Origin of the sequence: Propionicimonas sp. T2.31MG-18 (assembly GCF_964266745.1) — a bacterium.
Lineage (GTDB): Bacteria > Actinomycetota > Actinomycetes > Propionibacteriales > Propionibacteriaceae > Propionicimonas.
In genome coordinates this window covers 1-12,333 of record NZ_CAXWGX010000001.1, presented here as the reverse complement: position 1 = coordinate 12,333, position 12,333 = coordinate 1, and the positions used below count along the sequence as shown (strand labels likewise).

The 12,333-nt window shown below is 71.6% G+C and carries 10 protein-coding genes, 1 other RNA gene and 1 pseudogene; 8 read left to right on the top strand and 4 right to left on the bottom strand.

Going from position 1 to position 12,333, the window contains the following annotated elements; all coding sequences use genetic code 11:
- The first annotated feature begins 18 nt into the window (after positions 1-18).
- Together ACFQQJ_RS00060 and ACFQQJ_RS00055 are read left to right on the top strand one after the other, a co-directional pair.
- Positions 19-960: an HpcH/HpaI aldolase/citrate lyase family protein gene (locus ACFQQJ_RS00060; protein ID WP_377103016.1), complete on the top strand. Its 942-nt coding sequence runs from the start codon at positions 19-21 to the stop codon at positions 958-960.
- A pseudogene (locus ACFQQJ_RS00055) lies at positions 957-1,454 on the top strand (general stress protein); the annotation flags it as partial. The gene ACFQQJ_RS00060 and the pseudogene ACFQQJ_RS00055, both read left to right, overlap by 4 nt.
- A 286-nt stretch (positions 1,455-1,740) precedes the next feature.
- Here the strand turns inward: ACFQQJ_RS00055 and ACFQQJ_RS00050 are convergent.
- Positions 1,741-3,057, bottom strand: coding sequence for a TrpB-like pyridoxal phosphate-dependent enzyme (locus ACFQQJ_RS00050; RefSeq protein ID WP_377103015.1), 1,317 nt, complete (start codon positions 3,055-3,057; stop codon positions 1,741-1,743).
- A 152-nt stretch (positions 3,058-3,209) separates the two neighbouring features.
- On the opposite strand from ACFQQJ_RS00050, the gene ACFQQJ_RS00045 reads away from it, so the two are divergent.
- Positions 3,210-3,836: an MOSC domain-containing protein gene (locus ACFQQJ_RS00045; protein WP_377103014.1), complete on the top strand. Its 627-nt coding sequence runs from the start codon at positions 3,210-3,212 to the stop codon at positions 3,834-3,836.
- 21 nt (positions 3,837-3,857) lie between these two features.
- Here ACFQQJ_RS00045 and ACFQQJ_RS00040 read toward each other — a convergent pair whose 3' ends face one another.
- The gene (locus tag ACFQQJ_RS00040; protein WP_377103013.1) at positions 3,858-5,354 is read right to left on the bottom strand and encodes an aminopeptidase P family protein; all 1,497 of its coding nucleotides are present in this window, start codon (positions 5,352-5,354) and stop codon (positions 3,858-3,860) included.
- Positions 5,355-5,501: 147 nt separating this feature from the next.
- On the opposite strand from ACFQQJ_RS00040, the gene ACFQQJ_RS00035 reads away from it, so the two are divergent.
- From ACFQQJ_RS00035 to rnpB, 4 genes are all read left to right on the top strand, one after another.
- Entirely contained in the window at positions 5,502-6,245 is a 744-nt protein-coding gene (locus tag ACFQQJ_RS00035; protein WP_377103012.1) for a zinc ribbon domain-containing protein, read from the top strand.
- On the top strand, positions 6,245-6,790 hold the full coding sequence (locus ACFQQJ_RS00030) for a reverse transcriptase-like protein (protein WP_377103011.1): 546 nt from the start codon (positions 6,245-6,247) through the stop codon (positions 6,788-6,790). Before ACFQQJ_RS00035 ends, ACFQQJ_RS00030 begins: the two co-directional genes overlap by 1 nt.
- 9 nt (positions 6,791-6,799) lie before the next feature.
- Positions 6,800-8,230, top strand: a complete 1,431-nt coding sequence (locus ACFQQJ_RS00025; RefSeq protein ID WP_377103010.1) for an RNB domain-containing ribonuclease — start codon at positions 6,800-6,802, stop codon at positions 8,228-8,230.
- 655 nt (positions 8,231-8,885) lie between these two features.
- Positions 8,886-9,282, top strand: an RNA gene (rnpB, locus tag ACFQQJ_RS00020) — RNase P RNA component class A.
- A gap of 15 nt (positions 9,283-9,297) precedes the next feature.
- Here rnpB and ACFQQJ_RS00015 read toward each other — a convergent pair.
- Together ACFQQJ_RS00015 and ACFQQJ_RS00010 are read right to left on the bottom strand one after the other, a co-directional pair.
- Positions 9,298-10,572 (bottom strand): tyrosine-type recombinase/integrase, encoded by a 1,275-nt coding sequence (locus ACFQQJ_RS00015; protein ID WP_377103009.1) that lies wholly within the window; start codon positions 10,570-10,572, stop codon positions 9,298-9,300.
- Positions 10,572-11,267, bottom strand: coding sequence for a helix-turn-helix domain-containing protein (locus tag ACFQQJ_RS00010; protein ID WP_377103008.1), 696 nt, complete (start codon positions 11,265-11,267; stop codon positions 10,572-10,574). The genes ACFQQJ_RS00015 and ACFQQJ_RS00010 overlap by 1 nt, the downstream gene beginning before the upstream one ends.
- A 112-nt stretch (positions 11,268-11,379) precedes the next feature.
- Between ACFQQJ_RS00010 and ACFQQJ_RS00005 the strand changes: the two genes are divergently transcribed.
- Positions 11,380-11,574 carry a helix-turn-helix transcriptional regulator gene (locus tag ACFQQJ_RS00005; RefSeq protein ID WP_377103007.1) on the top strand — a complete coding sequence of 65 codons (195 nt, stop codon included), beginning with the start codon at positions 11,380-11,382 and terminating at the stop codon, positions 11,572-11,574.
- The last annotated feature ends 759 nt before the right edge of the window (positions 11,575-12,333 follow it).

The following is a 12,333-nucleotide window of genomic DNA, read 5'->3' as shown; positions in this document are numbered from 1 at the left end:
CTGCAATAGGCTGGAGCGGTGACCACCAGCCGCGCCGTGCCCCGCCGCACGATCCTCGCCGTCCCCGGCTCGTCCGACCGGTTCATCGAGAAGGCCCGCACCCTCGGCGTCGACGGGTTGTTCCTCGACCTGGAGGACGCCGTGGCGCCCGCGGTGAAGGTGGAGTCGCGCCGCCGCATCGTCGACGCGCTGAACAGCCCAGCGGGCTTCGCGGCAGGCCTGGTCACCGTCCGCGTCAACGGCTGGGAGAGCCCGTGGACCTACGGCGACGTGATCGACGTGGTCACCGGCGCCGGCGCCCGGATCGATGCGCTCGTGCTGCCCAAGACCCAGTCGGCGGCCCAGGTACAGGCCCTCGACCTGCTGCTCACCCAGGTGGAGCACACCGCCGGACTGCCGGTCGGGAGGATCGGGCTGGAGGTGCAGATCGAGGACGCCGTCGGCCTGCTGCACGTCACCGCCATCGCCGCCGCCAGCCCTCGCCTGGCCAGCCTGGTCTTCGGCCCGGGCGACTTCATGGCGAGCCTCGGCATGGGCGGGCTGAACGTCGGCGCGCAGCCCGCCGGCTACCCCGCGGACGCGTTCCACCACGTGCTGATGTCGATCCTCGTGGCGGCCAGGGCGCACGGCCTGCAGGCCATCGACGGCCCGTTCGTCGCGATCAGGGACGTGGACGGCTTCCGGCGCTCCGCCGAGCTGAGCGCGGCCCTGGGCTACGACGGCAAGTGGGTGCTGCACCCGGCACAGGTGGAGGCCGGCAACGAGGTGTTCTCGCCGCGCCCGGCGGACTTCGAGCGCGCCCAGCGCATCATGGCCGCGTACGCCCACGCCACCGAGCTGGCGCAGGGGGCTGTCGGGGCGATCGTCGTGGACGAGGAGATGGTGGACGAGGCGGGGGTCAAGCTGGCCGCCGCGATTCTGGCCCGAGGTCGGGCCGCCGGAATGGAGGAGCACGCATGAGCCAGCCGACGCCGGGCCTGAGCAGCCTGTTCAATCTCGAGTACCCGCAGTCCGTCGGGGTTTTCGGCACCTACGACGAGGCGCAGAAGGTGGTCGACTTCCTGGCTGACGCCCGGTTCCCGGTGGAGAACCTGTGCATCGTCGGCACCGAGCTGAAGTCGATGGAGCGGGTGCTGGGCCGCCGCAGCTGGGGCACCGTGATCGGCGCCGGCGTGCAGAGCGGACTGTCCACCGGCCTGATGATCACCCTGCTGATGTGGATCTTCATGCCCGCGGCGAACTTCCTGTTCCTCGTGCTGTACGCGCTGGCGATCGGCGTGTTCGTCGGCGTCACCATGGCCGCGATCGGCTACTGGATGAGCCAGGGCAAGCGCGACTTCCGCTCGGTCTCCCAGACCATCGCGACCAAGTACGAGGTACTCGCCGAGCACAAGGTGGCCGGCAAGGCCCGCGAGCTGATCGCCACCATGCCGGGTGCCCGGGCGGCGCAGTTCACGCCGCCGGTGGCGCCGTCCTACCCTGCGGCCGGCTACGGCCAGCCCGCGCCGGGCTACGGCCAGGCCTTCCCGCAGGGCTTCCCGCAGCAGCCCGGGTACGGCCAGCCCTACCCGCCGCAGCAGCAGTACCCGGCCGGGGCGTACGGCGCGCCGGCCGCTCCCGCTTCCGCTCCGGAGCCGGCGCAGCCCGAGCCGGGGCCCGCTCAGGCGGCGCCGGAGGACGACAAGCCGGCCGGCTGAGCAGCCGGCCCGGCGCGTCCCCTCGTCGCCGCCGGAGGCGGTGTCAGCTGTCGGCCATGTCGCCGGCGAGGAACTCGGCGTAGGCGGGCAGGTCGAGCTGACCGGAGCCGGAGACGCCGATCACGATCACCGGCGAGTCTCCGTCCTCCGTGGCCTTCCGGGCCTGCCGGATCGCCCCGGCGATGGCGTGGTTGGACTCCGAGGCCGGCACGATGCCCTCGGCGCGCGCGAACATCACGCCCGCCTCGAACGCCTCGCGCTGCTTCACCGAGATCGCGCCGATCAGGCCCTCGTGGTAGCAGTGGCTCACCAGCGGAGCCATGCCGTGGTAACGCAGGCCACCCGCGTGCACCGGGTCGGGCACGAAGTCGGCGCCGAGGGAGTACATCTTCAGAAGCGGCGTCAGGTGCGAGGTGTCGCCGAAGTCGTAGCGGTACTCGCCCTCGGTGAGGGACGGGGCCGCCTTCGGCTCGCACGCCACGATCGTGGTCTCCGCCCGGCCCTCGAGGTTCTCGCGCAGGAACGGGAACGCGATGCCGCCGAGGTTCGAGCCGCCGCCGGCGCAGGCGAACAGGTAGTCGGCGGGGTGCTCGTCGAACATGGCGAGCTGCTTCACCGCCTCCTGGCCGATCACGGTCTGGTGCAGCAGCACGTGGTTCAGCACCGAGCCGAGCGAGTAGCTGGCGTTCTCGTCCTTCGCCGCGGCCTCGACGGCCTCGCTGATCGCCATGCCGAGGGAGCCGGTCGTGTCCGGGAACTGCTCGCGCAGCGCGCGTCCGGCCTCGGTCAGCTCGGACGGGCTGGCGACCACGCTGGCGCCGAAGGTCTCCATCAGCACGTGCCGGTAGGGCTTGCCCTCGTAGCTGGAGCGGACCTGCCAGATGTCGCAGCTCATCCCGAAGATCTGGCAGGCGAACGCCAGCGCGGAGCCCCACTGGCCGGCGCCGGTCTCCGTGGTGATGCGGGTGCGCCCGGCGAGCTTGTTGAAGTAGGCCTGCGCGACCGCGGAGTTGGTCTTGTGGCTGCCGACCGGCGAGGCGCCCTCGTACTTGTAGTAGATGCGCGCGGTGGTGCCCAGCGCCTGCTCGAGGCGGCGTGCCCGGTAGAACGGGGACGGCCTCCACAGCCGGTAGATGTCGTGGACGGCCTTCGGGATCTCGATCCAGCGCTCCGCGGAGGCCTCCTGCTCGATCAGGCCCATCGGGAACAGCGCGGCCAGGTCGGCCGGCTGGAGCGGCTGCTGGGTGCCGGGGTGCAGGGGCGGCGGCGGGGGGGTGGGCAGGTCCGCGACGATGTTGTACCAGTGGGTGGGCATCTCGCTCTCGTCGAGGACCACCTTCGTCTGCATCGGATCGGACACTGCAGGCTCCTTCGCCATTGTTTCGCCGGTTCGACCGGCCCCCTGCCGGTCCGCGCGCAACTCTAGGCCGATCGCCCCGCCGCGCGCGCCGCGTCCGTGGTGTGGGGCGGGTCCCGTCGTCGCCACGATCCGCCGACGGCTAAGGTCGGCGCATGCCGCACCTCGAGTCCGTGAACGTCGGACGGTCGCGTCCGAGCCGGAGCGCGAAGCTGGGCAGTACCGGGATCGACAAGCGCCCGGTGGTCGGACGCGTGCGCATCCAGACGCTGGGCGTCGACAGCGACACCATCGTGAACGCCCGGCACCACGGCGGCGCGGACCAGGCGGTCTACGCCTTCGCGCGCGAGGACTACGCGTTCTGGGAGGCGGAACTCGGCCGGCCGCTGCGACCCGGATCGTTCGGGGAGAACCTCACCACGGTCGGCCTGGACGTGCAGCAGGCCCGGCTCGGCGAACGCTGGCGGGTGGGGGAGTGCCTGCTCGAGGTGACCCACGTGCGGATCCCGTGTTCGGTCTTCGCCGCGTTCGTCGACGAGCCCCGCTGGGTTCGCCGGTTCACCGAGCACGGCGTCCCGGGTGCCTACCTCAGGGTGCTGGAGGAGGGGACCGTGGCCGCGGGCGACCCCGTGGACGTGGTCGAGACCCGTCCGCACGACCTCACGGTCGGCTACGCGTTCCGCGCGCTGACCACGGCGCCGGAGCTGCTGGCGTCCCTCGCCGCGGAGGAGCGCATCGGACGTCGGCTGCGCGAGCGGCTGGAGCGGCTCGGCCACGCGTAGCCGAGCCGGCCCGGGTATCGCTCAGCGTGCCCAGATGGCGGCCATCCAGGCCTCCACGGCGTCCGGGTCGCGGGGCAGGTGGTCGGAAAGGATCTCGCAGCCGTCCTCTGTGATCACGATGTCGTCCTCGATCCGCACCCCGATGCCCCGCAGTTCCTCGGGCACCAGCAGGTCGGTGGACTTGAAGTACAGGCCCGGCTCGACCGTGATGACCATGCCGGGACGCAGTTCGGCGTCGCGGTAGTTCTCCCGGCGGGCCTGCGCGCAGTCGTGCACGTCGAGCCCGAGGTGGTGGGACGTCCCGTGCACCATCCAGCGCCGGTGCTGTCCGCCCGTCTCGGGGTCCAGCGACTCCTCCGCGGAGACCGGCAGCAGGCCCCACGCCTCGAGGTGTTCTGCGATCACCCGGATGGCCGCGGCGTGGACGTCGGAGAACCGGTTGCCCGGACGCGCGGCGGCCATGCCGGCCGCCTGTGCGGCGAGGACCGCCTCGTACACGGTGCGCTGGGCCGGGCTGAAGGTGCCGTTGACCGGCAGGGTGCGGGTGATGTCGGCGGTGTACAGCGACTCCACCTCCACGCCGGCGTCGAGCAGCAGCAGGTCGCCCGGGCGCAGGTCGCCGTCGTTGCGGATCCAGTGCAGGGTGTTCGCGTGGTCGCCGGAGGCGGCGATCGTGTCGTAGCCGACGGCGTTCGCCTGGTGGCGGGCGTGCAGCCCGAAGACGCCCTCGACCCAGCGCTCGCCGCGTCCCCGGCGGACGGCCTCGGGCAGGTCGGCCACCACGGCCTCGAACCCCACGGCGGTGTCGGCGCAGGCCCGGCGCAGCTCGTCGAGCTCGAAGGGGTCCTTGAGCAGACGGGCCTCCGACAGGTGCACGGCGAAGGCGTTGTCGGTCTCCGCTGCGGCGATCGCGTCCACGCCCGCCTGGGCGCGCAGCAGGTCGAGGGTGCCGGTGACGGACGCGTCCGCCTCTCGCAGCAGCCGGACGCCGGTCGCGGCGAGGTTCTTGGACAGGGCGTCCTCGAGACCCGAGACCGGCGCGCAGGACAGCCCGGTGAGGGCGCCCATCTCGGCGAGCGACTCGCGGGTGCCCACCCACATCTCGCCGTAGCGGGCGTCGGCGTAGAACTCGGGGTCCGTGCGCGGGGCCCGCGGCTTGAAGTACAGGGTGGCCTCGTGGCCGGTGTCGGTGGGCTCGAGGACCAGGACGGCGTCGGGCTCGCGGTCGGAGCCCAGGCCGGTCAGCCAGGCGAACGCCGAGTGCGGCCGGAACCGGTAGTCGGTGTCGTTGGCGCGCGGCTTCAGCCCGCCGGCCGGGATCACCAGGCGCTCCCCGGGGAACGCCTCCGCCAGCGCGCGACGCCGCAGCGCAGCGCGGGACGCCGCCGGGAGCTCGGCGGGGAGCTCGTCGGGGTACGGCGCCCAGGACTGGGGGATGAACTCGCGGAAGGCCTCGGAGAAGGGCGTCTGCCGGTTGGGCAGGGCGGGCTGCTCGCCGGCGGGGGGCTGGTCGGTCATGAGCCAGATGCTAGCGCCGCCGCACCCCCCGGCCGTCCGGCGGCCGGTCCCGTCCCCGGTGGCGGCCGCGCGCCGGCGGCCGCGCCCGGCGTCCGCGCGGTGGCGCGGAGCCAGTAGAGTCGGGGTCCACAACTTCAGGAGGCTCGAATGAAGGCTGCCGCACCGGCTCAGCTCCGCCTGCTCGACCTGCAGGCAGAGGACACCGCCATCGCCCAGCTCGAGCACCGCAAGCGCGCGCTGCCCGAGCACGCGGCGCTGGTCGAGGCACGGACGGTCCGTGGACGGCTCGGCGAGGCGCTCGTCGCGGCCCGCACCAGGGTCGCCGACCTCCAGCTCGACGTGGAGAAGGCCGAATCCGACCTGGTTCCCGTGCGCGAGCGGCGCGTGCGCGACCAGCAACGGGTGGACTCCGGAGCGGTCACCGACCCCAAGCAGCTCAATGCCCTGCTGGACGAGATCACCCACCTCGGGCGCCGCATCGCCGACCTGGAGGACGTCGAACTCGAGGTGATGGAGGAGCTGGAGTCCGCGACCGCAGAGCAGGAGAAGGTCGCCGCGGAACTCACCGAGGTCGAGAACGCCATGCGCGCCCTGATCGCCTCCCGCGACGAGCAGGTGGCCCAGCTCGACGCCGAGCTCGCCACCCACCAGGTCGCCCGCGACGGCATCGTCGCGGAACTGCCCGCCGACCTGGTGGCGCTGTACGACCGGATCCGCGTCCGCGCCGGCGGCGTCGGCGCCGCCGCGCTGCGGGGACGCCGCTGCGGCGGCTGCCAGATCGAGGCGACCCCGATCGCGCTGGGCGCGTACGCCGCCGCCGCACCGGACGAGGTGCTGCGCTGCGAGGAGTGCGAGCGGGTGCTCGTGCGCATCGGAGCCGTGGACGCCTGATGCCGCGCGCGCCGCGGCTGCCGCAGGGCGGCCCGTCCCTCCTCGATGCCGGCGACGCGCTCGCCGGGACGGTGCCGGACGGCGTGGAGCCGGCGGACGGCGCTTCCGGGGCAGGGCTCGCGACGGTGACCCGGCACCTCGTCGTCGAGGCGGACGGCGGTTCGCGCGGCAACCCGGGACCGGCGGCCTACGGCGCGCTCGTGCGGGACGCCGACAGCGGTGAGGTGCTCGCCTCCGAGGGGCTCCCGCTCGGCGTGGCCACCAACAACGTGGCCGAGTACTCCGGCCTCGTCGCCGGGCTGGAGATGGCCCGGGCGATCGATCCGTCCGCCAGCGTCGAGGTGCGGATGGACTCCCGGCTCGTCATCGAGCAGATGGCCGGGCGGTGGCGGGTGAAGCACCCGTCCCTGCGTCCGCTGGCGGCGCGGGCACAGGAGCTGCGTCCGCACCGGGTGAGCTGGACCTGGGTACCCAGGGAGCAGAACAAGGCCGCGGACGCCCTGGTCAACGCGGCCCTCGACGGACGTCCGCGCACCCGCGGCTGAGGAGGAGTCATGCCCACCCGCCACGTCTCCCTCCGGGACAGCGAGCCACCCGCCCTGGCCGAGGGCCTGCGCCGGCTCCGGGCCTCGCTCGGGGTGCCGTCCGCGTTCCCCGCCGACGTCCTCGCCGAGGCCGACGCTGCGGCGGCCAGCCCGCGGCTGCCGTCCCGTGACCTCACCGACGTGCCGTTCGTGACCCTCGACCCCGAGGCGTCCACGGATCTCGACCAGGCGTTCCACCTCTCCCGCACGCCCGGGGGCTACCTGCTGCGCTACGCGATCGCCGACGTGGCGGCCTTCGTCGTCCCGGGCGGTCGGGTGGACGCGGAGGCCAACGCCCGCGGCGAGACCCTCTACGCACCGACGCGCCGGACGCCGCTGCACCCGGCGACGCTGTCCGAGGGTGCCACCAGCCTGTTGCCCGGCCAGGTGCGGCCCGCCCTGGTGTGGGAGCTCCGGCTGGACGCGGACGGCGGGACCGTCGACACCCGCGTGGAGCGGGCGCTGGTGCGCAGCAGGGCGAAGCTGAGCTACGCCGGCGCGCAGGCCGACCTGGACGCCGGACGTGCGGACGAGCAGGTGCAGTTGCTGCGCACCGTCGGGCGGCTGCGCCAGGAGGTCGAGGTGGCGCGCGGGGGGGTGAGCCTCTCGGTTCCCGAGCAGGAGGTCCGAGCCTCCGACAGCCGTTGGACGCTGGCCTTCCGGGCGCCCCTGCCCGTCGAGGACTGGAACGCCCAGCTGTCGCTCGCGACGGGAATGGCGGCGGCGGCGCTCATGCTGGAGGCCGGGGTCGGCATCCTGCGGACGCTCCCGCCGGCCAGGGACAGTGCGCTGGGCAAGCTGCGCCGGACGGCGTCCGCGCTCGGGATCGCCTGGCCGCGAGCCATGGAGTACCCGGAGTTCGTGCGCAGCCTCGACGCCTCCGTGCCCGCGCAGGCGGCGATGCTGAACGCCTGCACGATGCTGTTCCGTGGCGCCGGCTACCAGGCGTTCGAGGGGTCGTCACCCGAGCAGCCGCTGCACGCGGCGATCGCCGCTCCGTACGCCCACGTCACCGCGCCGTTGCGGCGGCTGGTGGACCGCTACGCCGGCGAGACCTGCGTGGCGATCTGCGCGGGGACACCCGTCCCGGAGTGGGTGGCCGCCGCCTTGCCGGGCCTGCCCGCCGTGATGGACGAGTCCAACCGCCGGGCCAAGAAGTACGAGCGCGGGACCGTGGACCTCGTGGAGGCGATGGTGCTCGCGCCCAGCCTCGGGCGCACCTTCACCGGGACCGTGCTCGAGGTCGATCCGGACGACGGGGACGGCGTCCTCCAGCTGGCCGACCCAGCCGTGGAGGCACGGGTCAAGGGTGACGGCCTGGTGCTCGGCGAGACCGCGTCCGCGACCCTCGTGGCCGCCGACCTGCTCGCCGGCACGGTGGAGTTCCGCGTCCTCGGCTGAGCCGCCCGCCTCACCCCACCCTTCGGGCCCCGCCCCTCCGCTCGCGCTGCCGAGTGCAACTCCTGCTGCCGGAATTCCGGTGGCGGGAGTTGCGTTCGGGAGCGAACGGGACGGGGAGCGGCTGCCGGAGAGGTCCGCGGACGGGGTGACGGGCGCGTCGTCCGGTGTCGGGAGTCTCGCGGTGGCGACGATCCGATGGCTGAAGTTGCCGCCAGCAGTTCCTCCGCGGCCGTCCCGGGTCTCCCATCCGCCCCACGCGTCTGCTCGTGCTGCCGAGCGCAACCCTTGCTGCCGGAATTCCGGTGGCGTGAGTTGCGATCGGGGGCGAACGCGGACGGAGGGGCGGAGGCCGTCCCCTCGGGCCTCCTGCGTGCTGCCTGTCGGCCGGCCTCGGGCACGCCTCGCCCCGCCGAGGGTGGTCGGGTGGCTGCCTTGGTGCTGGCTGACGGACGCGCGGCCGGCGACTCGCTGGCCGAGGTGCCTCCGGTGGTGGGGCCGGCGCCGCCGTCCCACCCGTCCCGCCGATCCGTTCGCGCTGCCGAGTGCAACTCCTGCTACCGGAATTCCGGTGGCGGGAGTTGCGATCGGGGGCGAACGCGGGTGGGAAGGGGCGGACGCGAAGGCCGGCGTCCGCCTCCGCTACCCTTGAGGCGGACGAGTCGGCCGGGTGATCGCAGCGCGAGCTGAGGAAAGTCCGGACTCCACAGAGCAGGGTGGTGGGTAACGCCCACCCGGGGTGACCCGCGGGAAAGTGCCACAGAAAACAGACCGCCCCGCGCCGTTCGGCAGGGGGCAAGGGTGAAACGGTGGTGTAAGAGACCACCAGCACCCCAGGTGACTGGGGTGGCTCGGTAAACCCCACCCGGAGCAAGACCAAGAAGGGTCCCGGTCCACCGGACCAGGACCTGCGGACGCCGATCGAGCGCTGCTCGCGCGAGGCGCCCGGGTAGGTCGCACGCCGGCGACGGCGAAGGAGGCTGGCAACAGCCTTCGCAGATGGATGATCACCGCCCGTGAGGGCACAGAATCCGGCTTACAGGCCGACTCGTCCCCAAGTCTGGCTCTGACTAGGCCAGATGCTGGCCCGGGTGGCTGGGAGTCCGCAGGGAGTCCGGAAAATTCCCGAACTTCTCTCCGGACTCCGCCCGCAGAGCCGCATCGACGGCGTCCCGACTGCGGTCGTCGGAGTCGGGCCACAGGTGCGAGTACGTGTTCAGGGTTTCCTCGGCTGACTTGTGTCCGAGCCTGGCCTGAACCGTCTTGATCGACTCGCCATAGCGGATCAGCAGGGACGCGTAGTAGTGCCTCAGTTCGTGGAAGTCGAAGCCCTCGAGCTTCGCGGCGCGCATCTTCGCCCGCCACACTTCCCCGAGAGTCGTCCAGCGCCACGCGTGGCCGTGGGAGGTCGTGAACAGGAGGCCGTCTGGTCCTGGAGGGTGCTGCTCGATGTGCTTCGCAAGGGCCTCTGCAACAGACGTTGGGAGCGGGATCTCCCGGACACTTGCCCTCGTCTTTGGTGGACCGAATACGGGGTCGCCCTGCCGGACTCCGACGAGCTGGCGATCGACGATGATCTTTCGCTCCAGGAACAGGACCCGGTCCTCCGTGAGGCCGAAGACCTCACCGCGGCGCATACCGGTGCCGGCGGCGAGCAGAACTGCCGCACGCAGACGATCACCCGCTGCCTTGGCCGCCGCCTGGACCTGCTGGGTCGTCCTCGGCTCAACCCGCTTCTTGACGATCTCCGGGAGCTTGATTCCGACGCACGGCGTCTGGGCGATCCTGCGATTCTCGACGGCGTCCTTCAGGACCGTGCTCACGTAGGAGTACGTCACGACGACAGTCGCGGGAGCGTAGGTCTCGTTCAGGGACGCCACGAGTTTCTGGATCATCGTCTTGGAAATCGAACTCAGCGCCTTCGCGCCAATGGCGGGGTAGACCCGCTTGCGCAGCGCGAGTTCGACGAGCGCCGCGGTGGACGGCCGGAAGACCTGCGAGGTCCGCCACGACTCTGCGTACTCCTTGAAGGTCACCTTCCCGGCGTTGGGTACGACATACGTCCCGGTGACTGTTGCGGTCGTCTGCGCATCGAGCCAGGTCTGGGCGTCCCGCTTCCGCGCGAAGTGCTTGGCGTGCTCCTTGCCGGCATCGTCGACGAAACGTGCCCGCCAGGCGGCCGCAGTCGCCTTGACTCCGGCCGTGGTTCCTTGGTCCGCGAGTTCGGCCACGAGAGCGTCGACCTCCGCCTGGGACTTCATCGTTGACACGTGGTTCCGCCCGGCGGAGTCGACGTACAGCACTCGCCACGACGCGGGCCTGGCGGCGATGTTCTTGCCTGCCATCAGCCCGACCCCCCATCCGCGAGGCCGTGAGCGTCTCCGGCGGCGGCCTCTGCGCGACGGGCGGCGATGGCCGCCTCATGAGCAGCCAGGATCCCCCCGAAGTACTGGCGGTTCACCTGCTCCATCACCCCACCCGGCCTGAGCGGAAGGTGAGCCGTCATGCCTTCGAGGATGCGCTCCGCGCCAGCGGAGAGAGCGTCGAGTAGTTCCAGCACCTCTTCGGCCCAGGCCCGTACCTGGTCGCCGTCGGCTGAGTCGCTGCTTCGGGCCAGGCCGGCCACTACGCGTTCGCGGTCGCCGTCGACCGCTGCCAGTTCCTGCTGAATGCCCATGGCGATCCGGTATTCCGTCTCGCCTGCCCGCCTCGCGATACTGGTCAGCTCGCGGAACGCACTGTCTGCACTCGACCAGTCCGCCAGCATGTCGTCCACCGTGGACCCCAGGACCTCGGCAAGTGCGTACACCTCGTCCAGCCGGCAGGGCCGGACACCCTTCTCGACGCGGTCGATCGTCGCCTGGTGGAACTTCAGGCCGTGCCGCTCGCGCAGCTGCGCCGCCAGATCAGTCTGGGACAAGCCACGAAGCTCACGTAGGCGCCGAACCTCGCGCGCAAAGGTTTGGCCCAGGGGGCCGACGTCGGCACCGCCGTCACGGTCAGGCGGACTGCTTTTCGGGGACAGCCTGTGTGCACGCATACCTAAACGATAACAACACCATGTTGCGTTGCCAATATGGTGCTTGACAGCCGTGGCTCAGCAACGTACCATCAGGATGCTGGTATCCCATCACCCTGTTATGGAGCGAGCGATGATCGACGAAGCAGAGATCTGGTTCACCGCGCAGGTCGCCGAGTACCTCAAGACCCCAGCCACAACCATCCGGTGGTGGCGCCACATCGGCCAAGGCCCCAAGAGTTTCAAGCTTGGCGCTCGGAAGGTCGCCTACCTCAGGAGCGACGTCGAAGCCTGGCTTCAGCAGCAGTACACCGCTGAGGCCGTCTGAACAGGCCCCCACCCCGACAGCACGCCGCCTCCACGTGTCGGTCCGCACGGTCGCCTACTGGCAAGTATCACAAGCCTGACGGGATACGACCCGACCGTTCCGTCCCAGCGACTGACTCCGCAGGCCTCGGTCATCGGTGCACGCCTGCTGCCGTGCTCCGGAGACGCCTACTGCGATCGAGTAGGTAGCCGACCGCCCGAGGTCACGCGCACGGGTCGACATGCGCTCTCCAGCCAGATTCCCTCGCACACCGGCCGGTTGCAGAAGGCCGTCAGCCCAGCGCTCAGCGGGCACCCTCAAGCTCGGGCGCTCCGAGATGCGTGCCGACCGATCCGACTCCGTTCGGAAGTGAAGCCGGGAACCTCGCACGCGATGGGTGGAGACAGGCTCCGCGGCGCCTGATGTCGATGTATTGAGCAGAGCTTCCAAGACCTCCCCAATCCGTCCCGTGCTGCCCACAACCCCGGCCTCAGGCCTGGCGCACGTGGAGCGATCACCGCTGCGTCGTCGCCGCTTATGGGCGTGGGAATGACACTCTGATTTGGCCCCACTGTGACGGTCTGATCTGGCCCCGGCCGCGACACTCCGGGGTGGTTGTGACGGTCTGATCTGGCCCCACCTGACGCTGGTCGACGGCAAGTTCGTCGATGAGTGTGGGGGTGGGCCGGAGTGTCTGTTGGGAGTCGTGTCAGGGTGTTCGAAGCGATCCGTAGGGACCGGCGGGATGATCCGGATGTGTCGATCCGCGAACTCGCGGCG

Coding starts and splice junctions, on each gene's coding strand:
- ACFQQJ_RS00035 (WP_377103012.1), top strand. CDS start 5,502: ATGAAGGCTGCCGCACCGGCTCAGCTCCGCCTGCTCGACCTGCAGGCA.
- ACFQQJ_RS00015 (WP_377103009.1), bottom strand. CDS start 10,572: ATGGCAGGCAAGAACATCGCCGCCAGGCCCGCGTCGTGGCGAGTGCTG.
- ACFQQJ_RS00005 (WP_377103007.1), top strand. CDS start 11,380: ATGATCGACGAAGCAGAGATCTGGTTCACCGCGCAGGTCGCCGAGTAC.
- ACFQQJ_RS00045 (WP_377103014.1), top strand. CDS start 3,210: ATGCCGCACCTCGAGTCCGTGAACGTCGGACGGTCGCGTCCGAGCCGG.
- ACFQQJ_RS00030 (WP_377103011.1), top strand. CDS start 6,245: ATGCCGCGCGCGCCGCGGCTGCCGCAGGGCGGCCCGTCCCTCCTCGAT.
- ACFQQJ_RS00010 (WP_377103008.1), bottom strand. CDS start 11,267: ATGCGTGCACACAGGCTGTCCCCGAAAAGCAGTCCGCCTGACCGTGAC.
- ACFQQJ_RS00025 (WP_377103010.1), top strand. CDS start 6,800: ATGCCCACCCGCCACGTCTCCCTCCGGGACAGCGAGCCACCCGCCCTG.
- ACFQQJ_RS00040 (WP_377103013.1), bottom strand. CDS start 5,354: ATGACCGACCAGCCCCCCGCCGGCGAGCAGCCCGCCCTGCCCAACCGG.